The 19717-nt window shown below is 52.7% G+C and carries 19 protein-coding genes and 1 tRNA gene; 6 read left to right on the top strand and 14 right to left on the bottom strand.

Features of this window, described 5'->3' with window-relative positions; all coding sequences use genetic code 11:
- Window positions 1-5 precede the first annotated feature (5 nt).
- Window positions 6-659 carry a ChrR family anti-sigma-E factor gene (locus AB1E42_RS01760; RefSeq protein WP_368345286.1) on the bottom strand — a complete coding sequence of 218 codons (654 nt, stop codon included), beginning with the start codon at window positions 657-659 and terminating at the stop codon, window positions 6-8.
- Window positions 660-666: 7 nt separating this feature from the next.
- Entirely contained in the window at window positions 667-1173 is a 507-nt protein-coding gene (locus tag AB1E42_RS01755; RefSeq protein ID WP_368346345.1) for a sigma-70 family RNA polymerase sigma factor, read from the bottom strand.
- Window positions 1174-1442: 269 nt separating this feature from the next.
- On the opposite strand from AB1E42_RS01755, the gene AB1E42_RS01750 reads away from it, so the two are divergent.
- From AB1E42_RS01750 to AB1E42_RS01730, 5 genes are all read left to right on the top strand, one after another.
- Window positions 1443-2744, top strand: a complete 1302-nt coding sequence (locus AB1E42_RS01750) for an NAD(P)/FAD-dependent oxidoreductase (protein ID WP_368345285.1) — start codon at window positions 1443-1445, stop codon at window positions 2742-2744.
- On the top strand, window positions 2741-3496 hold the full coding sequence (locus tag AB1E42_RS01745) for a DUF1365 domain-containing protein (protein WP_368345284.1): 756 nt from the start codon (window positions 2741-2743) through the stop codon (window positions 3494-3496). Before AB1E42_RS01750 ends, AB1E42_RS01745 begins: the two co-directional genes overlap by 4 nt.
- Window positions 3493-4737: an MFS transporter gene (locus AB1E42_RS01740; RefSeq protein WP_368345283.1), complete on the top strand. Its 1245-nt coding sequence runs from the start codon at window positions 3493-3495 to the stop codon at window positions 4735-4737. Before AB1E42_RS01745 ends, AB1E42_RS01740 begins: the two co-directional genes overlap by 4 nt.
- A gap of 130 nt (window positions 4738-4867) precedes the next feature.
- Window positions 4868-5611, top strand: coding sequence for an SDR family NAD(P)-dependent oxidoreductase (locus tag AB1E42_RS01735; protein ID WP_368345282.1), 744 nt, complete (start codon window positions 4868-4870; stop codon window positions 5609-5611).
- A 76-nt stretch (window positions 5612-5687) separates the two neighbouring features.
- Window positions 5688-6005 carry a DUF3775 domain-containing protein gene (locus AB1E42_RS01730; protein WP_368345281.1) on the top strand — a complete coding sequence of 106 codons (318 nt, stop codon included), beginning with the start codon at window positions 5688-5690 and terminating at the stop codon, window positions 6003-6005.
- Here AB1E42_RS01730 and AB1E42_RS01725 read toward each other — a convergent pair.
- The 5 genes from AB1E42_RS01725 to AB1E42_RS01705 form a co-directional block, all read right to left on the bottom strand.
- Window positions 5999-7066 carry a saccharopine dehydrogenase gene (locus tag AB1E42_RS01725; protein WP_368345280.1) on the bottom strand — a complete coding sequence of 356 codons (1068 nt, stop codon included), beginning with the start codon at window positions 7064-7066 and terminating at the stop codon, window positions 5999-6001. The two genes, AB1E42_RS01730 and AB1E42_RS01725, sit on opposite strands and share 7 nt — an antisense overlap.
- A 9-nt stretch (window positions 7067-7075) precedes the next feature.
- Complete coding sequence (locus tag AB1E42_RS01720) at window positions 7076-7720, bottom strand: histidine phosphatase family protein (protein WP_368345279.1); 645 nt, start codon at window positions 7718-7720, stop codon at window positions 7076-7078.
- A gap of 119 nt (window positions 7721-7839) precedes the next feature.
- Window positions 7840-9063, bottom strand: coding sequence for an ABC transporter substrate-binding protein (locus AB1E42_RS01715; protein ID WP_368345278.1), 1224 nt, complete (start codon window positions 9061-9063; stop codon window positions 7840-7842).
- A 111-nt stretch (window positions 9064-9174) separates the two neighbouring features.
- Window positions 9175-9300 (bottom strand): type B 50S ribosomal protein L36, encoded by a 126-nt coding sequence (ykgO, locus tag AB1E42_RS01710; protein ID WP_010141322.1) that lies wholly within the window; start codon window positions 9298-9300, stop codon window positions 9175-9177.
- Between the two features lie 82 nt (window positions 9301-9382).
- Window positions 9383-9457: transfer RNA gene (locus tag AB1E42_RS01705), tRNA-Val, on the bottom strand.
- A 144-nt stretch (window positions 9458-9601) separates the two neighbouring features.
- Between AB1E42_RS01705 and AB1E42_RS01700 the strand changes: the two genes are divergently transcribed.
- A complete protein-coding gene (locus AB1E42_RS01700) occupies window positions 9602-10465 on the top strand; it encodes an N-formylglutamate amidohydrolase (protein ID WP_368345277.1) in 864 nt (287 codons plus the stop codon).
- 3 nt (window positions 10466-10468) lie between these two features.
- Here AB1E42_RS01700 and AB1E42_RS01695 read toward each other — a convergent pair whose 3' ends face one another.
- The 7 genes from AB1E42_RS01695 to AB1E42_RS01665 form a co-directional block, all read right to left on the bottom strand.
- The gene (locus AB1E42_RS01695; RefSeq protein WP_368346344.1) at window positions 10469-11722 is read right to left on the bottom strand and encodes a DNA polymerase IV; all 1254 of its coding nucleotides are present in this window, start codon (window positions 11720-11722) and stop codon (window positions 10469-10471) included.
- A gap of 130 nt (window positions 11723-11852) precedes the next feature.
- Entirely contained in the window at window positions 11853-12536 is a 684-nt protein-coding gene (gene pyrF / locus AB1E42_RS01690; protein WP_368346343.1) for an orotidine-5'-phosphate decarboxylase, read from the bottom strand.
- Between the two features lie 109 nt (window positions 12537-12645).
- Entirely contained in the window at window positions 12646-13551 is a 906-nt protein-coding gene (gene rimK / locus AB1E42_RS01685) for a 30S ribosomal protein S6--L-glutamate ligase (protein WP_368345276.1), read from the bottom strand.
- Complete coding sequence (locus tag AB1E42_RS01680) at window positions 13548-14000, bottom strand: ATP-dependent zinc protease (protein WP_368345275.1); 453 nt, start codon at window positions 13998-14000, stop codon at window positions 13548-13550. The genes rimK and AB1E42_RS01680 overlap by 4 nt, the downstream gene beginning before the upstream one ends.
- A 138-nt stretch (window positions 14001-14138) precedes the next feature.
- Window positions 14139-14786 (bottom strand): RluA family pseudouridine synthase, encoded by a 648-nt coding sequence (locus AB1E42_RS01675; protein ID WP_368345274.1) that lies wholly within the window; start codon window positions 14784-14786, stop codon window positions 14139-14141.
- 31 nt (window positions 14787-14817) lie between these two features.
- Complete coding sequence (locus tag AB1E42_RS01670) at window positions 14818-17265, bottom strand: FAD-dependent oxidoreductase (protein ID WP_368345273.1); 2448 nt, start codon at window positions 17263-17265, stop codon at window positions 14818-14820.
- Window positions 17262-19703: an FAD-dependent oxidoreductase gene (locus tag AB1E42_RS01665; protein WP_368345272.1), complete on the bottom strand. Its 2442-nt coding sequence runs from the start codon at window positions 19701-19703 to the stop codon at window positions 17262-17264. Before AB1E42_RS01665 ends, AB1E42_RS01670 begins: the two co-directional genes overlap by 4 nt.
- Window positions 19704-19717 lie beyond the last annotated feature (14 nt).

The raw sequence follows: 19717 nt of genomic DNA, 5'->3' as shown, positions 1-19717 counted from the left end.
AGGAATTATATACCTACAAACTTCTGCGCAATTTTCGGAAGCAGTCCGGAGAAGCGGAGCGGTGCGTCAGTTGCCGCCAAGCAGATGCAAGCCACACCGGGTGCCGCTATGGGCTGGTGGTCGAAATCCTCGTTAGCCACCTCAATGTCACCAACCCCAAATCGATCCACTTCGTCGCTAAACGCACCTTGAAGCACCAAAGTTAGTTCCGTTCCTCTATGCCCATGATCCGGCACAGCTACACCACCTGGGATGTTTAGCAATCGCACTGTTCCTTCCCCTTTTGTCGGAAGCACCAACTGCGATACGCCTCCGCCGACTTTCTTCCATTTGATGTCATCCGGAGAGCAGTCAACGTAATTGCGCAGCGGCTCGGGGAAAAGATACTCTACATTATCATGCGATTTCTCAAGCAACGGCTCAGGTTCTTCTCCCGCGATCATTCTCATCACAGCATCCAGTGAGCCTGCCGTCATTTCGGCAGCGCCCGCTTCCATAAGCAGCTCCCCACCAACAGCATCAAAACTACCCATTCGCGCACGGCAGTCATCACACATCGAAATGTGGGTTGCCACGACCAAGCTGAAAGCTTCAGGCATTGAACCTGCAGAGTAAGCCATCAAGAGGGCGTCGGTAAGGTGATGTTTTATTTCGGTCATTTCTGCTTCACTTTATGCTGTAGCGCAGCCTTTCAAGCGCTAACCTAATTCGCGATTTGATCGTGCCCAGTGGTAAACCGGTTTGTTCCGCAATTTCTCTGTGGCTCAGCTCGCTGAAATAGGCTTTCTCAATTAATATTCGCTGTTTTTCAGGCAAATTTGCAAGTGCCTCGCTCAGTTGCTCAGTTTCCTGTTGCAAAGCCATCGCATCTGCTTGATCCGGCTCCGCCTCAGGCCCCCATACAAGATCTTCAGGTTCAGGCCGTCGCACCTTTCGAACGATGTCAATCCGACGGTTTCGTGCGATGGTAAAAATCCAAGTCGATACACTCGCTTTAGTCGGATCAAACAGCTTGGCCTTTCGCCAAACTGTTGCCAGAACTTCCTGTGTCACTTCCTCTGCTACGTCGGGCGTTGAACCCGTCTTGATGATGAATGCTTTCACCCGTGGTGCAAAAAACTGGTAAAGGTCCGCGAACGCACGGCTATCTGCCGCCTCTTGAATGCGTTGCATTTCCTCGACCCAAGTCTTTGCACTCGGTTTGATATTCTCGCTCACGCCACTCGTTCCAATCGGCCAGATGAAGTCTCTGCTCCCTGCTTATAAACAGGCCGATCAGCGGCTGCATCTATTTTCCGAGATAGGATCACGTCACGCGGTCGTATCTGTTACGGCGACAGCACGAAATTGGATCAAAACGATATAAGTCTCTTATTTATAATCCGTTTATAGACCCCCGCCGTATTCTCTGCGACAAAGACAAATTCACTGGAGACAATTTGATGCCGTTCGAGAAAAGCGCCCTGGCGCAAAAGACGATTGCCGTGGTCGGGGCCGGAATTTCTGGAATGGGAGCAGCCTATAAGTTGTCTCAAAACCATCGCGTTGTTCTTTTCGAAAGTGAAGATCGTCTGGGAGGCCATGCCCGCACTCGACTTGCAGGCCCCAACGCCGATTGCGCTGTCGATACAGGCTTTATCGTCTTCAATTACGCAAACTACCCCAATCTGGCAGAATTGTTTGACGAGCTAGAGGTTCCAGTGGTCGAGTCGAACATGTCTTTCGGTGCATCGATTGACGGTGGACGGCTTGAATACGGCTTGGCGGGCTTTGGAGCTCTTTTCGCGCAGAAGAGAAACATGCTGAACCCGCGGTTCCTGCGTATGTGCAGGGACATCTTCCATTTCAACGTGCACGCGCTGGAAACATCTCAGGACCCCAACCTTACAGTCGGCGCGCTTATCCAGAAACTGGGCTTAGGTTCTTGGTTTAGAGACTATTATCTCGCTCCCTTGTCGGGCGCTATTTGGTCGACACCCGTTGAGAAGATTATGGATTTTCCGGCGAGAGCAATGATTCAGTTTTTTGAGAATCATGCATTGCTCCATCACTCTGGCCAGCACCAATGGTACACGGTGAACGGCGGCTCTCGCGAGTATGTATCTCGGCTCGAAAATGCGATGGGTCAGCGAGGCGTTGACATCCGGCTCGGCACAGCAGTTCAGGCAGTCAGAAGGGATGTGCTAGGTATAGAAATCAAAACATGGGGCGGCGAATGGGAACGTTTTGATGAAGTCGTTTTCGCCACACATTCTGACGATACCTTAGCACTGCTTGCAGACCCCTCACCGGACGAAATATCGGTGCTTGGTGCAATCAGTTACCAACCGAACTCTATTGTCTTGCACTCGGATGCTTCGATCATGCCAAAATCAAGAAAGGTTTGGTCTTCATGGGTCTACACTGAAGATAAAGACAAACCTTCGGATCGCATCGATCTCACCTACTGGATGAACTCCCTTCAACCGTGGCTGCGGCGGGATGATTTCTTCGTGACACTGAACAGCACCCGCCCAATTGATGAAAAGCTAATTTGGGACGAGGTGACACTCCGGCATCCGGTCTACGATCAAAAAGCGCTGGCCGCTCAAAATGCTGCAAGACAGCTCAACGGGACCAATCGCACATGGTTTTGTGGTGCTTGGATGAAACATGGCTTCCACGAAGACGGGCTTGCAAGCGCTTTGGATGTCGTTCGCGGCATAGACCTTTCCGAAGCGAATGTTGGGGTCGCCGCAGAATGACATACATCCATCACATCGCTGGTGAAACTTATCACGGGCGGCGGGGCGCAACTCAAAATGCGTTCCGCTACACCGTGGACTATGTGATGATGGACGCCGAAAAACCGCTCCCGACTCCTTATCTTTTCAGTAGGAATGCGCGAAACGTAGCCTCTCTCAACGACAGCGACCACGGTGGCGCGCCGGAAAAAGGCTCCGGCGCCAAATGGGTGAGAAAAACTCTAGAAGAGAACGGAATTGAGCTTGATGGACGCATCGAAATAATCGCTCAGCCTCGGATACTAGGGCATTGTTTCAATCCCGTCAGCTTCTGGCTTTGCTATGATCGGCAAGGCGTCCTTCGCGTCGTTATTGCAGAGGTGAACAACACCTACGGTGATCGCCACTCTTATCTTTGCCATCATGATGATCTACGCCCAATCCGCGCCGATGAAACACTAACGGCAAAGAAGATTTTCTATGTTTCGCCCTTTCAGCCAGTGGCAGGGGAATACTCCTTTAGGTTCGATATACGCGCCGATAGAATCGCGATCAGAATAGAATTTACATCTCCTGAAAGTGGGCTCATCGCGACCCTTTCGGGCAATCGGACTCCGCTGACAAGCTTCAGCATACTTTGGGCACTGCTGCGCCGGCCACTGGGTTCACGGCGCGTGTTAGCACTAATCCATTGGCAAGCTCTGAGACTGTGGCAGAAAGGCGTCTCGTTTCGTTCACGGCCACAACCGCCACTGGAAGAGGTTTCACGATGACCACAGAAGCGCGGGCAGTTCCGCTGGCCGCGTACTCTCTAATGGCAGGTGTCATATCAGCTGCCGGTCTTCCAATTTACATCTACGCGCCCAAGTACTTCGCAGACAATTTCGGCGTATCGCTGACAACACTGGGAAGCGTATTATTCTTTCTAAGGCTCTTCGATGTGATTCAGGATCCCATTCTGGGGTGGATCTCTGAGCGAATCGGAAAGTGGCGCCCATTAGCTTTCTCACTGGGTGGCTTTCTACTCGCTATTTCGATGATCGGCCTATTTTCATCGAACCCTCTATTAACCCCATTGTTGTGGTTCGCGCTCACCATATCCGGACTTTTTTCGGCCTTTAGCTTTCTTTCAATCAATTTCTACGCCTTTGGCATTGCTGCAAGCGAACGCCTCTCAGGTGGCCACTTTCGCCTCGCGGCATGGAGGGAAAGCGGAGCACTCATTGGGATTTGTATCGCCGCAATTGCGCCCGCGTTGCTAGTCAACTTTAGCGCCGCTCCATTTCAAATCTTTAGTTGGTGTTTCGCCGCTTTGGCGGTGGTTGCAATCCTTGCATTCCGCAAGGAAGCGGGGAGGCGTTCCAACATCAAAAGTGACCCCACTTCCATAAGAACCGTGATCCTGGACCGCCCGTCCAGGAGCCTCCTCATACTGGCACTCATCAACGCCATGCCGCTGGCGGTCTCCTCCACTCTCTTTCTATTCTTCGTCGAATCAAAATTGATGGCGCGGGGCTGGGAAGGGCCTTTGCTGGTCTTGTTCTTCTTGGCGGCAGCCGTGTCCGCTCCAATGTGGTCGGCTATCGCCGGTCGCATCGGGGTACGTCGGGCGTTGATGGCGGCAATGATTTTGGCGATCTTGAGCTTCGGCAGCGCATATTTCTTGTCAGCAGGGGACTTGATTTTATTCACGCTCATCTGCCTGGCATCTGGTGCATCGATCGGTGCAGATCTTACCCTCCTACCCGCCCTGTTTGCGAAGCGAATGTCAGAAATTTCTCCTAACGGGAGCCAAGGTTTTGGGCTCTGGTCATTCTCAAGCAAACTGACGCTCGCCATAGCCGCCGTAACAGTTCTCCCGATTTTGGAAGCATCCGGTTTCTCCACCGATGCAGAACAGCAAACAGCGTTTTCTCTGGATATACTCTCAATGCTTTACGCGCTGGTTCCTATTAGTTTGAAAGTCATTGCGATCGGAGTGCTCGTTTCAATTCCGCGAGAACAAATCTCATAATGGGTTTCGCAAATGTGGCCAAATACTAGAACATGCCTCCCGTCGAACATCACATAAATTCTACCAACAAGAACTTTACGGATAACGGTCAAATCCGAGCACCTATGTTATCGCTACATCAGGAGGCATCATGAACAAGCGCATTTGGAGCGGGAAACGCTACTGGCTGATCGGGGCGAGTGAGGGTCTTGGGCGCGCCCTTGCGCACGAGCTTAGTCGCGCAGGGTGTGAAGTCGTGGTTTCCGCCCGTTCGGTTGACAGACTGCAATCACTTGTTGCTGAACTCCCGAGCAAGGCGTTGGCTATCCCCGTTGACGTAACCGATCGAAATTCTGTGGAGAGCGCCGCCAGCGAAATCGGAGAGCTTGACGGCGTTGTTTATCTTGCGGGCGTATACTGGCCGATGAGCGCTTACGAGTGGAACAATGAAAAAGCTGATCTCATGGGCGAGATAAACTTTCTGGGTGCTTCGCGCGTTGTTGGCGCCGTTATCGGCAATATGCTGCGCCGCGGGAGAGGACATATCGTCCTCACTGGATCGCTGTCAGGCTTCAGAGGTTTACCCGGAGCGATCGGTTATTGCTCCTCAAAAGCTGGAATGATGTCGCTCGCTGAATCAATGCAGGCAGACCTGTGGAATTCGCCGGTTGAAGTTCAGCTTATCAACCCCGGCTTCATCAAGACACGCCTTACCGACAAGAACGATTTCAATATGCCGTTCATCCTTTCGGCAGAAGATGCAGCGGTAGAAATGCGAAAACATATGGAAACAGGCAAGTTCAAGAAAAGCTTCCCAACTATCTTCTCTTGGGTATTCCGGCTCTCTCAATTTCTACCGGACTGGGCCTATTTCCGCCTATTCGGCCGGAAGTAAGTTTGCGTGAGATCAATGTATCTCTATCATCAGTGCTGCATTCTTAGTCCAATAACGCTAAGGAAAGGGCACGAAAATGCTCGCAATATCGACCGACAAAGTAGCCGAAGTCATTATCCTTGCACGAGAACTGGATCGTGGAGAGGGAGAATTTGACGCCTTCGTAGAGCGGCTCAACGAAGACGAGCAGGCCTCATTGGTTGCCCTCTTCTGGATCGGACGGGGCAGCTTTGAAGCCGAAGAACTCGGGGAAGCTATTGCTACGGCTCGCGCAGAAGCAACAACACCAACTTCAGAGTACCTCAAAGGCTCTCCGCATCTTGCCGATCACCTAGAAAATGGATTGGATGCGCTGGGAATATCCGCCTCAGACGAAGAAGATCAGCTCTATTGAATACGAGGCACATGAAGCGCGAATGTCTGCCGCGCCCTCTCCCATACCGTAGCGTCTTCTTGAGCACCCAAACCGAACAATCCCAGCAAGAATGGGAATAGCTGCTCTGAAAAGTCTTCGCTGCTTTCAAGGGGGAGCAGCGACGGCAGATTATCAACAGCCATTACTTCCAAAACTGGGTCCTCCGATGCGCGGAAGTAGGGATCATCCCAAGTCGTCACACGATTATACACTTTGATCGGCGAAAAGTCGCTTTCTGGGTCGCAGGCGATGTCACCTATCATGCTCAAGCTGCGAGGCATCGCCTTGGCGTCCTCAGGAACAAATACCGGGCATCCTGGTCGGGCAAGAATACAGTTCAACAAAATGTCATGCTCAAAAATCTCGTGGAATGGACCACCTTGCGCCGTTTCCTCTTGATCCCAGAGTGTGACTTGAAGCCCTAATGCTTCACAAGCTTCTCGTGCGCCTGTACCTACACGCCCCAGCGCTCCAATAATTAGGACTGATGGCCTTTGCCTCTTCATACTCATAATCGCAGTTCTAAGTGGCTCAATCATTTCCATTGAATGAGGGAACGCAGACAGGTGAGTATCACCAATGAGTTCTTTTTGCCTAAGCCAACCCATTATTGAAACCGCGGCTCCGGCAAATCCAGCCCAGTACCCAAAAGCAGCAACACGTTTCCCAGCCTCATCAACCAGATACTCCAAATCCAGCAATTCCCCGCCACCAACCGCGAAACGCTTCAAAAGGTTTTTGCCAGCTGGTTGGTGTTTGAAGGCATGACCGAACATAATGTGCTTGTGTCGTAGTGGCGAACCGTCATCAGGAAGTTCTTTCAAACCAAGAACAAAGGCGTCTTCTGGGGCGTTTTCCCACCCACCCGCTGACGCAATCGTGCATCCAGCTGCCTCGTATCCCTCGATCGGAATAATGCGAACGTCACTTCTCTCCAACGTGACATTGACACCCTTTGCTACCAATCTGGCAGCCTGTTCCGGCAATAGCGCGACGCGCCTTTCAGTCTCTCGGCACTCAGCTCTAACCCATAGATGCATAGCGACTCCTCAGAAGAAAGTTTGTGCGTAGCGCCTATCTACAGCCTCAAGGTGCGGCACCGAGTTGAATCCAGCAAGAATGGCCCCAGCGGGTGAAACATGAATGCGATGGATCGAACTGTTTCTGATCGGTGCGAGGACATGCGCAATGCGGCGTGGGTTAAGATCCAAGAGATGTCGAAGAACCATTCCAATCACACCCCCGGATGTGACACAGAGCACATTCTTTCCCGGTTGAGTTGCTAATTCGAGTACACCATTCACTCGAGATTCAAACGACTCATATGTCTCGTTGCCGGCGATCTCTGCACGATGCCAAGCTTCCAAAACATGTTCCATATGGTGAATAAAACCATCGCCTTCAGGCATTGGCACTCCGTGAACCTCACGCAATGCCGCGGCGAGATTGAAATAGTCCATTTCATTTAAGCGCGGATCGATCTCGGGTGTATTGAAGCCAATCGCTGTCGATGTTTCCCTTTGGCGCCGCAAACTGCCACTCAGGACCAGATCAAAGTTCTCTTCCTGATCCCGAAACCAATCACCCAACCATTCCGCTTGCTGCCACCCAAGTGGCGACAGGCGATCATAGCCATCTTCGTCCTTTGCCGATGAATTCGCCTGCCCATGCCGAACCAGAGTTATGGTACCCATCCAATGCCTTTCCGGATCTATTGAAGTTCTTTCATCATTCCGAGCCACGGGTCGAAAGATCAACTGCGTCCTCGAAAGTGGCATTCAGGAGTTTGAATCTCTTTCTGGGTACTTTTCGGTTATTGTGCCGGAACAAACAACTCCATCAGTAAACGTGTGAATGCTTGAGCACCGGTGTTTACTTCTCGCAACGCAACCATATAGGTACCAGCGTTAAGCCTTACAGCGATTTGAGAGTCATATCCCGAACCAAAGTCATCATTGTAGGCGATTTCACGACCGAAATCGTCAAAGACTCTCATCTCTGGATCACCCTCGAAATTCACTGATATCGCTTCAACCAGTAGCAGACCGGTCTGTTCAACAGTGACCGTGTACCAAGTGGCGGTATCCGTGTTTTGCACGTCCTTCCGCATGCGCGTCTGCAAAACACCCAGATCAACGATCGGGTACGAGCCGTCCAGAGGTGGCGCAGAGATGCCTTGATCATACATCGCCATCATGGCCGCATCGGGATCATATTCACTCACCGTAACGGTGACTGGCGCGAATTCATCAGAGAGAGCCTGCATCTCGATGCAGTATTCACCAGCTGCCAGCGGCTGCCTGACATCAAGTCGCGAGTTTAACCCGACCGCATCATCATTCTCATCGATATAGGCACCATCCGCTGAATAAAGTGTGATTTGCGGATCAGCGTCCTCATTTTCCGCTGTAATTGAGACGGCCGTCGGCACCGGCAAGGAAAATGACCATGCTGGCACATCAATCACAGCTCCAACGCCGGGCAATCCGAGCTGTAATTCCTGAGAGAACCCATCACCACAACCTTCACCTATCGCAACAGAATTGGATGAATTGTCAGCGCTCGCGATCCCAACTGTCAGTGGTTCGTGCTCGGGCCGCCCAACACGCACGAATGCCGACATCGGGGTGTCTTCATAATTTTCAACACGCAAACAATAGGTTCCAGACGAAAGCGGAAGCTCCAAACGTGAATCAAAACCACCTCCCGAATCATCATCGAAAGCGAGCGAAGCGCCGTTGGAGTCAAGCAACTCAATAATGGTGTCTGAACCGGCACGCCCCGCCGCCTCCAACCGAACTTCCATAGGAGCGCTCAAGGAAAACAAGGCGATATAAGGCGCTGAGCCAAGCACAAGCGCAATCTGCTCACGATGGTCCCCCGCAACCGAAATATCAGAAGCTTCAGCTGTTCCGCCGATCCATTTACCCTCGGCGCCTACTCCGCCACAGAAATCCTGCGCGATTGCCGGAAGCCCCAAAAGACCCGTCAAAATGACAAAACTCGCTCTACTGATCATTCGACGGGGATTTAGCATCTTATCTCTCTCAAGAATTCTTCCACCTAAACATAACGCTAGAAAACCAGCCGGCCAAAGAAAAAGGGCCACACTTTCGTGTAGCCCCTTCATTTCATTCTGCCAGAAGCGTTAGCCTTGGCGAGCTTTAAACCGTCGCTGCGTTTTGTTAATCACATAAACGCGGCCCTTGCGGCGCACTACGCGGCAATCGCGGTGGCGCTGCTTGAGCGAGCGAAGCGAGTTACGAACTTTCATGTCCCTCTCCTCATGTCGCGGCGCGCGGATTGCGCCTTGGTTTCATTACAGGCGCGGCTCCAACCGACACCCGGCAAATTCATGGTGGGCGGTACTGGGATCGAACCAGTGGCCACTACGATGTCAACGTAGTGCTCTACCGCTGAGCTAACCGCCCTTACCGAATAGTCACGCACATAGATCAAACATGCGAGGCGGAAAACCGCTTCGGGTGAGCGGGTCTATATAAAGAGTCGCTGGGGGGATCAAGCGCTTTTGGCAAAACGGATTTATGCGCTATTCTTTTTTTCGAGGAGGCCCCATGACGATCACAAGTTTTTTGGTTCACCGTCCAAGAGATCAGCAGACGAGTGTGATTTTTGCCTCGCCACACAGCGGGCGAAATTACAGTCGTGCCCTGATGGATCAAACACTCCTCGATATGCAGGCAATACGCTCGTCCGAGGACGCGTTCGTTGATGAACTGTTCTCAAGCGCGATCCAACACGGCGCACCCTTGCTCCTAGCTAACGCGCCGCGTGCATTCCTGGACCTGAACCGCGCATCTGACGATCTTGATCCTGCGCTGATTACAGGCGTTCGCAAAGCCCCCCAATCTGCTCGAGTTACTAACGGATTAGGTGTTGTACCGCGCGTTGTCGCTAACGGGCGCCATATTTATCACGGCAAGATCAGCCTCGAAGAAGCTAATAGGAGAATTTCCGAATACTGGCAGCCATATCACACAGAACTGCAGAAACTTATCCTTGAGAATAAAAGGATATTTGGTGAATCAATCCTGATCGACTGTCATTCAATGCCCGATGAAGCCTTGCGCAGCGCAACTCGAAAGGGCACCCCAAGACCCGACATCGTGCTGGGGGACCGCTTCGGTGGTGCATGTTCAAAACTCATTGTCGACAAGATTGAGGCCGCATTCACATCTGCTGGTTTTCAAGTGGCTCATAATCAGCCCTTCGCAGGAGCCTATATTGCCCAGCGCTACGGCCACCCGGCATTTCATCAACATGTTGTTCAGATAGAAATAAACAGATCGCTCTATATGAACGAGAAACAGATCACACGCCTTGAAGGCTTTTACGATTTCAGATCTCGCCTTGATCGCGTCATCGCGGAGATCGTCGAAATTGGCAGGCCAAGAACATCGAAGATCGCAGCCGAATAGATTTCAACGCAACGCCCGTCCTTTCAGAATTGACCCTTTGCCAAATTTTTTTCGAATGCTGTCTGTAGCCCGCTCAGCCTTTGCGCGACGCATTGCATCAGGGTCCAACAGATCGCCTTCCAAATCCGCTTCGTTCGAAGACGTAAGGCCACCCAAGCCGACGCCCAACAATCTGAAAGAAGAACCCAACGCGACACGATCTAGCATATTTTTCGCGGCGCCATAAATGCTTTCGGTCATTTGCGTAGGCTGATGCAGGCTCTTCCGTCGCGTAATGATTTTATGATCAGCTGTTTTCAACTTCAGCGTTATGATGCGCCCAGCCTTCAATTGCACCTTCGCACGGTCGCTGACTTTCTCAGACATGCGCCATAAATATCCATCCAGTACATCCACTGACGAAACATCCGACTCAAACGTTGTTTCATTTGAAATGGTCTTAATGTTCCCTGAGTTGGAAACACTTCTCGCATCTTGCCCGCGCGCAAGCTTCCAGAGGCGCGCGCCGGTGTTCCCGAACCGTTTCTGTAAATCTTCCAGTTCCCATCTCAAAAGGTCGTCGAACGTGCGTATCCCCGCCGAAGCCAGACTTTCTTGTGTAGATGGTCCCACGCCCCAGATCATGCGAACTGGTTTGCGGCTTAGAAAATCCGTCGTTTCCTCAACCCCAATGATTGAAAAACCATGCGGCTTATCGAGGTCACTAGCGATTTTTGCCAAGAACTTATTGTGTGACAGACCGATCGAACCAGATACTCCCAACTCAGCCTTCATGCGCTTAACAAGCCTCGCCAGAACGACCGCCGGCGGGGCACCATGCACACGTTCAGTCCCCGACAGGTCCATGAATGCTTCGTCCAAAGAGAGCGGCTCCACCAGAGGGGTCAAATCAAACATCATGTCGCGAATAGCACGCGAGACTTCAGCGTAGGCGTCCATCCGCGGCCTAACAACTACCGCTTCAGGGCACAGCCGAAGTGCCTGAAACATCGGCATCGCTGAACGAACACCTTTGATCCGTGCCAGATAGCAAGCGGTCGACACCACCCCCCGTCGACCGCCCCCAATTATAACGGGTTTGTCTCGAAGTTCTGGATTGTCTCGTTTTTCCACGCTTGCGTAGAATGCGTCGCAATCCATGTGCGCGATGTGAAGGCTAAATAATTCCAGATGAGAAACGGTCCGAGGACTGCGGCAGGAGGGACAGCGAGGTCCCACCTCAAACGTCGCGCAACAGTCTCGGCACATTGATGGCATGCGTAGAAAACTATGCCGCGATTCGCGAAACGACAATTGTCCAATTTCGGTGCAGCCAACAAAGCTGACCCAAACAATTTCTCAATTCGCCTAGTCATCAATTAGCGAAGGAAAAATGTTTGAGCTCCCCTCATCCGGCAGTTTGGTCAGCATGCTGCATTTCTTCCACTATCGCTTTTGCAGCGGCAGCAGGGTCAGCAGCTTGCCAGATCGGGCGCCCGACAACGATATGATCAACGCCCGCTTTCACCGCGTCAGCCGGAGCCATGACACGCTTTTGATCGTTTAGATCAGCCCCTGTCGGGCGCACACCGGGCGTGACGATCAATTTTCTGTTCGCTTCTGGAAGATCTCTAATTCGAGCCGCTTCTTGGGGGCTTGCAATCACACCGTCCGCGCCGGCCTCAAAGGCTTTGATGGCTCTCTCAACCACCAATTCGTCGATTGCCCCGTTTTTGATGCAAGCTGCATCCAGATCTTCGCGGCTAAGCGAAGTCAGCACTGTTACACCTAAGATTTTCAGATCAGTTCCAGACGCACCTTCTTTCGCAGCCCGAACAACGTGCGGATCGCCATGCACTGTTAAAAAATCTAGATCAAATTGGGCAATTCCGCGAACGGCTGCCTCAACCGTGGCTGGGATATCGAAGAACTTCATGTCCAGAAAAATGCGCTTTCCGTATTCTCTCTTCAGCTCATCCGCGAGCGCCAATCCCCCACCGGTCAGCATGCCAAGACCAATCTTGTAAAAGCTGACCGTATCGCCAAGCCTACGCGCCAACTCCAGGCCAGCCAAAGCATTCGGAACATCCATTGCAACAATGAGGCGATCATCAGACACAGCGTTTCCTTTTCAAAGTTTGGCGCTTGCAGGCCTCACTGAAGCGCAAGGTCATCTATGTCAACTACGCGCAGAACCGCATCTACCCTTTGCCTTTGGTTCTTGTTTTTCCATCTTTCGCATTTTTCTCAATGAACTCGATGATTTTTCCGGCGATATCTCGCCCAGTAGCCTTCTCGACCCCTTCCAATCCAGGTGACGAATTCACCTCCATCACAACCGGCCCGTGATTGGAGCGCAACATATCAACGCCACAGACATTCAAACCAAGCGTCTTGGCGGCCCTAATGGCGGTCGCGCGTTCTTCCGGCGTAATCTTCACCGCTTTGGCACTTCCACCGCGATGCAAGTTGGAGCGGAACTCACCCTTCGCTCCACTCCGCTGCATCGCTGCGACAACCTTCCCTCCGATTACCAGCGCACGAATATCGCTGCCGCCGGCCTCTCGGATGAATTCTTGCGCCATAATATTGACGCCCGCCCCACGGAAAGCCTCGATCACTGACTTTGCAGATCGTTCTGTATCGGCCAAGACAACGCCAATACCTTGAGTTCCCTCAAGCAGTTTCACAACGACCGGAGCACCACCAGCCAATCGAATAACCTCTTCGGTCTGTTTAGGGTCATGCGCGAATGTTGTCACAGGAAGCCCGATTCCATCCCGCGCAAGAAGTTGCATCGAACGCAGTTTGTCGCGACTGCGACCGATCGCGACACTTTCATTGACAGGATACACGCCCATCATCTCGAACTGTCGAAGCACGGCAAGCCCGTAGAACGTTACAGAGGCACCGATACGCGGGATAACTGCATCAAAACGGGGCAGTTTTTCTCCGTTGTACCATACCTCGGGACGACGACTGGCAATGTTCATATAGCATCGAAGCGTGTTGATTATTTCCAACTCATGCCCACGAGCTTTTGCGGCTTCCACAAGGCGTCGGTGGGAATACAGGTTCGCGTTTCGAGCCAACATCGCGATCTTCATTGGTGTTCCTTTCCAGGTTTTTGGGTCACCCACGACCGACCTGCACTTATCAAGATATTACGCCGCCTGAGTGCTGTCCGCCCGAGAATGATCGGCATCGTCATCGCCTTCCGGTCAGCCAAAGATAACTCGATTCGCCAAGACCGCTTACCAAGCTGCATCATCGTGCTGATAATCAGGCGGCTTTCAGGCTTACCAGATGTATTCGTTATCCAACGCTCATCCACTACGCGCGCTTGGCAATCAACAGCGCCTGCGACCTCGCGATGGCGTACATTGAACCTTACCCAAGTTTCCCCGTCTTTCTGGAAGGTCGCAATCTTGCGGGCATGCAACGCCGATGTACGCGCACCGGTATCGATCTTTGCGTTCAAGCCAGAAAGCCCCAGTTCTGGCAACTGAATGACTTCTCTCCAGCCGATAATTAAAGGAGGCGCTTTACTCGCCATAAAGTCTCTACCTCGAATCAATCCTTCTCTTCGACATTCACATAAAGAACATCGTCGTGCACCATCGAAGCGTTTACCTCTTAGCGATGACACGAACCGAGACAGCACGCACCAGTCGGCGGCGGGATCAAATGGAAGCTAGAAGGGTGCAGGTGCGTTGATACGGACCCCCGCACCGCCGTCAGGATGGCGCAACTGGAGAGTCTCTGAATGCAGCATAAGGCGCGGATACTCCCTTGCTGGGCCGTGGGCATAAAACGGATCCCCTAGAATCGGATGACCGATCTCTTTCATATGAACCCTTAGCTGATGGCTGCGCCCCGTTTGCGGCATAAGCCGAACGCGTGTTTCCCCAGCCCGCGCGCGCACGACACGCCAGTCAGTCACCGCCTTTTTTCCGTTCTCGAAGTCGACCATCTGTAGCGGGCGGTTTGGCCAATCAACAATCAAAGGAAGATCTATAGAGCCTTTCTTGTCGCTGATCTCGCCCCACACGCGCGCAACATAGGTCTTCTTCACCTGCCGTCTTTCGAATTGGAGGCCCAAATGCCGTTGGGCATGAGGTGAAAGAGCGAAAACGATAACGCCAGAGGTGTCTCTATCCAGCCGGTGTACAAGCAACGCCGTCGGAAAAGCCGCCTGTACCCGCGCTAAAAGGCAGTCTGAAAGATGCTCACCTTTTCCCGGCACTGAGAGCAAGCCTGACGGCTTATCAACGACGAGTAGCTCGTGATCCTCATGTAGGATCACGAGTGGATCATTAGGTGGTGAATAGACATCAGACATGCCTCCGCTTAGCGCAGACGATATCCGAGGTCTACGTCTTCACGCGCGCACCAGTTGGGTCGTACATAGGTTTCAACGACGCCTCCGCACGCACTCGGGTGCCCATGACATCTATTTCATAGAGCGAGCTCAATAGATCCTCGGCGCGTTCACCCTTGCAGGGAACGTACCCCATACCGATAGCGGCGCCTAAATGGTGTCCATAGGCGCCAGATGTGAGATGGCCAACAATCTCACCATCTCGGATAACCGGCTCATTATGGTAAAGTAGTGGCTCAGACTCGGTCAGCTTGAATTGCAACAAACGCCGTTCCAAACCACTTTCTTTTTTGGCCTCGACGGCGGCGCGCCCAATGAAATCACCTTTGTTTTTGCCAACAGCGAAACCGAGCCCGGCCTCTAACACATGATCTTCGCAGGTAATGTCATGCCCAAAATGGCGAAAAGCTTTCTCAATGCGGCAACAATCCATCATGTGCATTCCACAAAGCTTGAGATCATGCTCCTCGCCAGCTTTGAGCAATGTCTCAAACGCATGTGCCGCCATGTCTGAGGAAACATAAATTTCCCAGCCTAGCTCCCCGACGTATGAAACCCGATGCACCCGCGCAAGACCGAAGCCCAATTCAATTTCTTGCGCGGTTCCGAACGGGTTTGCTTCATTCGAAAAATCATTCGGGGAAATCGTTTGTAAGACCTCCCGCGATTTCGGTCCCATAATTGCGAGAACGCCTTCAGCAGCGGTCATATCAACAATGACCACCTTCGCCCCTTCGGCATGTCGCCTAAGCCACGTTTCGTCAGCGAGACGCGTAGCTGCAGGGGTCACCACAAGGAAAGACGTCTCGCTAAGACGCGTGACAGTAACATCCGCTTCGATGCCGCCTCTGTTATTCAGGAATTGGGTGTAAACAATCTTTCCGGCTGGAACGCGCATATCCGCACCGCATACGCGGTTGAGGAACGCCTCCGCATCCGTGCCTTCGACTCGGAGTTTCCCGAAACTTGACATGTCATACATGCCAACCCCAGACCGAACGGCGCGATGCTCTTCGGCCACGTTATCGAAGAAGTTCTGCCGTTTCCAGCTGTAGGCATATTCCCGTTCCTGCCCGTCTCGCGCGTACCAATTCGCCCGTTCCCAGCCGGCAAGTTCGCCAAATACGGCACCATTCTCTGCGAGTTGGTAATGAAACGGCGTTCGCCTCACCCCACGCGCTGTTGCTTTTTGACGGAACGGAAAATGATCTGCGTACAGAAGGCCCAATGTCTCTTTTGAGCGTTCGTAAAGGTAATGCTTGTTTCCCTGAAAAGGCTGCATTCTGGAAATGTCGACATCACCCAGATCAAATGGTTTTTCGCCCGCATCCATCCATTGGCTCAAGGCCATACCTGCCCCACCCGCACTCTGGATACCGATCGAATTAAATCCAGCTGCCACCCATACATTGTCCATCTCAGGCGCAAGCCCCAAGTGGTATGCATCATCAGGAGTAAAACTTTCAGGACCGTTGAAAAACGTATGTATCCCCGCTTCTGCCAACATGGGCATTCTGTTCACAGCAGCCTCTAGAATCGGCTCAAAGTGATCGAAATCCTCAGGAAGTTGATCAAACTCGAAAGACTCGGGAATGCCTTTCATCCCCCAGGGTTTTGCGTTGGGCTCGAACGCCCCGAGCATTATCTTCCCTGCATCCTCTTTGTAGTAAGCGCACTCGTCAGGCACCCGGAGGACGGGCAGCTGCGTTAGGCCCTGGATGGGTTCCGAGACGATATAAAAATGTTCACACGCATGCAGCGGTACGTTCACCCCAGCCATCCTGCCAACCTCGTGGCCCCACATGCCCGCACAGTTGACAATCATGTCACAGGCAATGTGGCCGCGATCACCGTCCTCTGACAGCCAATCCACTCCCGTGACACGCCGGCCCAATCGTTTGATCGCGCTAACTTTTACCCGCTCTCGCACAATTGCACCGCGCTGGCGCGCTCCTTTAGCCAATGCCAGCGCGATATTCGCAGGGTCGCCTTGCCCGTCTTTAGGGAGATAAACACCGGCTCTAACGTCGTCTGTATTCAAATGAGGATAACGCTTCCTGACCTCGTCCGGTGAGATCTCTTCAATCTCCACACCAAAGGAACGCGCCATAGCCGCCGAGCGGAAGATCTCCTCCCGCCTTTCTTCAGTCAGAGCAACGGTAATCGACCCGACTCTCTTAAAACCGGTCGCTACGCCGGTTTCTGCTTCCAGAGAGCCGTAGAGCTCCTGACTGTACTTTGCCAGTCTGGTCATATTAGCCGTAGCGCGCAGCTGCGCGATCAAGCCCGCTGCGTGCCACGTCGTCCCAGAGGTCAATTGCTTCCGTTCAAGCAAAACCACATCGGTCCACCCGAGTTGGGACAAGTGGTATGCCACTGAGCATCCAACAACCCCACCCCCGATGATAACAACACGCGCTTTATTCGGGAGCTGTGTCATGCACGAAGCCTTTCATTATCGCGATCCCACAGCGGAGCATCGGCCTGCACGGTCGCGGCGAAGCGTGTTCCAAAAATATCGATTTCGAGCGCCGTACCTTCGGTAGCCAATTCAGGTTTAACCATCCCGAGAGCAATGGATTTTCCGACCCGATAACCCCAACCTCCGCTGGTCACTTCGCCAACGATTTCACCGTTTTTCCAGATCGTCGCCATGTATGGCGCGTCGAACTCTTCGGGTGCATCGATGACCAATGTGGTAAAACGTTTAGAAATTCCTTGCTGGCGCTCCACTTCCATTGCGGCTTTTCCGACGAAGTCAGGCTTATCCCATTTTACAAAGCGCTCCAGTCCGCTTTGTAGAACGCTGTAATCTGTTGATAGATCACCTTTCCACGTCCGGTAGCCCTTCTCTAAACGCAGGCTGTTCAAAGCCCACATGCCAAATGGCTTGGCTCCAGCGCCAATTACAGATTCATAAAGTGCCGGAATATGTTCGTTTTCTGCGTGGACTTCCCAGCCGAGCTCGCCAGCAAAACTAACCCGAGCAAGCAAGCAAGGACGACCCGCAACAACTGCAGTTTGATGACTCAGCCATGTTTGGCTCAGATCCGCATCTGTACCGATTTGCTCGAAGAGCGCGCGCGATTGTGGACCCACGACAATCAATGTTGAAAAATCTGCGCTACGATCTGTCAATGTCAGCCCGCTGGGGAGGTTTCGCCAGAGCACTTCCCAATCATGCCACTGGGCGCTTGCTGCAGTGATTAGCGTCATATGGTTTTCACCATGCCGCAAACATGACATCTCAGTCAGCACGCGGCCTCTTTCATCAGCAAAGTAGATGAGGTTCATGCGGCCGATCTTTGGCAAAGCCCCTGTTATCCGGCTGCGCAACCAGTCTGAGGCACCCTCGCCGTCAAGATTGAAGCGCGAAAAGCCCGGCAGGTCGAGCACACCGACATTGTCCCTGACCGCTTCACATTCTTCCCGAATACGCGGCTCCCAAGGGCCGGATCGCGCCCAAGTCTCTGTTGCTTCTTCGCTGGTATCATCGCCGGATTGGGCAAACCAATTCGCCCGTTCCCAGCCATTATAAGCGCCCATCTGGCCGCCCTGCGCGATAATCTTATCATGAACAGGCGACAAACGGCGATCCGGAGCAGCTGGCCACCGATGCCACGGGAAATGCATCGCATACTCGTGGCCATAAACCTCCATTGCTTTGTCGATACAATACTGGGGATCAGTATAGTCCGTGAAACGGCGTGGATCGACAGCCCACATATCCCACTCGGTCTGCCCTTCGGTTACCCACTCAGCCAAAACCTTTCCCGCGCCACCGGCTTGCGTGATGCCAAAGGTGAAAACGCAGGCCTCATAGGCATTTTTCACCCCAGGCATCGGACCAATGAGAGGTAAACCATCCGGCGCATATGGGATCGGGCCGTTGATGACCCGCCCTACACCCGATGCGCCAAGGATAGGCACCCGCGCCATCGCATCCTCAATGTACCACTCAAGGCGTTCAAGATCGTCGGGGTATAGCTGGAAACTGAAGTCATCCGGCATCGGATCATCGGGTGTAATCCAATGCGCTTTGCCATTTCTCTCATACGGACCCAAGTTCAAGCCGTACTTTTCCTGCCTTAGATAGTAACTGGAATCCACATCGCGCAGCAGAGGGAGCTTCCCGTTCTCTTTCGACCAGCGCTCCAATTCTTCGATCGGCTCAGTGAGAAAGTATTGATGGCTCATCACGGCCATCGGCACCGTGCGACCGCCAAACGGCTTGAACCACTCCCCGACCCTTTGCGCGTAATATCCCGCCGCATTCACGACCTTTTCGCAGCGTATATCACCCTTTTCGGTGTGAACGATCCACTCGTCATTCTCTTTGCTGACGCCAGTTGCGGGCGTGAAACGAAGGATTTTTGCCCCCATCTGGCGCGCACCTTTGGCAAGCGCTTGGGTAAGCTGCGCCGGATCAATATCGCCGTCATCCGGATCATATAGCCCACCCGACAGATCGTAAGTTTCAATGAAAGGATACCGCTCCTTGATATCGGACACCTGCATCATTTCAAGGTCCATGCCCTGATATATGCCCATGCCCCGAGCGCGCTCGAATTCCTGCATGCGTTCCTTGCTGTGACCGAGCCGGATTGATCCCGTAACATGATAATTCATCGGATAGTCGACTTCGTCGGCCAGACGGCGGTACAAGTCCAACGAATATCGCTGCATATTCATGACCGCCCAACTCGTCGAAAAGGAAGGGCAGTTGCCAGCGGCGTGCCATGTACTGCCCGCCGTTAGTTCATTTTTTTCAAGCAACACAACATCCCAACCAGCCTTGGAGATGTGGTAAGCACATGAGGCACCAACAGCACCTCCCCCAATGATAACAACGCGCGCGGTCGTCGGAAAATCACTCATTCTTTTCTCTCCCT

The organism is Pelagovum sp. HNIBRBA483 (assembly GCF_040931995.1).
Classification (GTDB): Bacteria; Pseudomonadota; Alphaproteobacteria; order Rhodobacterales; family Rhodobacteraceae; genus JAEPMR01.
The sequence above is the reverse complement of the archived record's forward strand: the minus strand, read 5'-3'. Positions and strand labels throughout refer to the sequence as shown.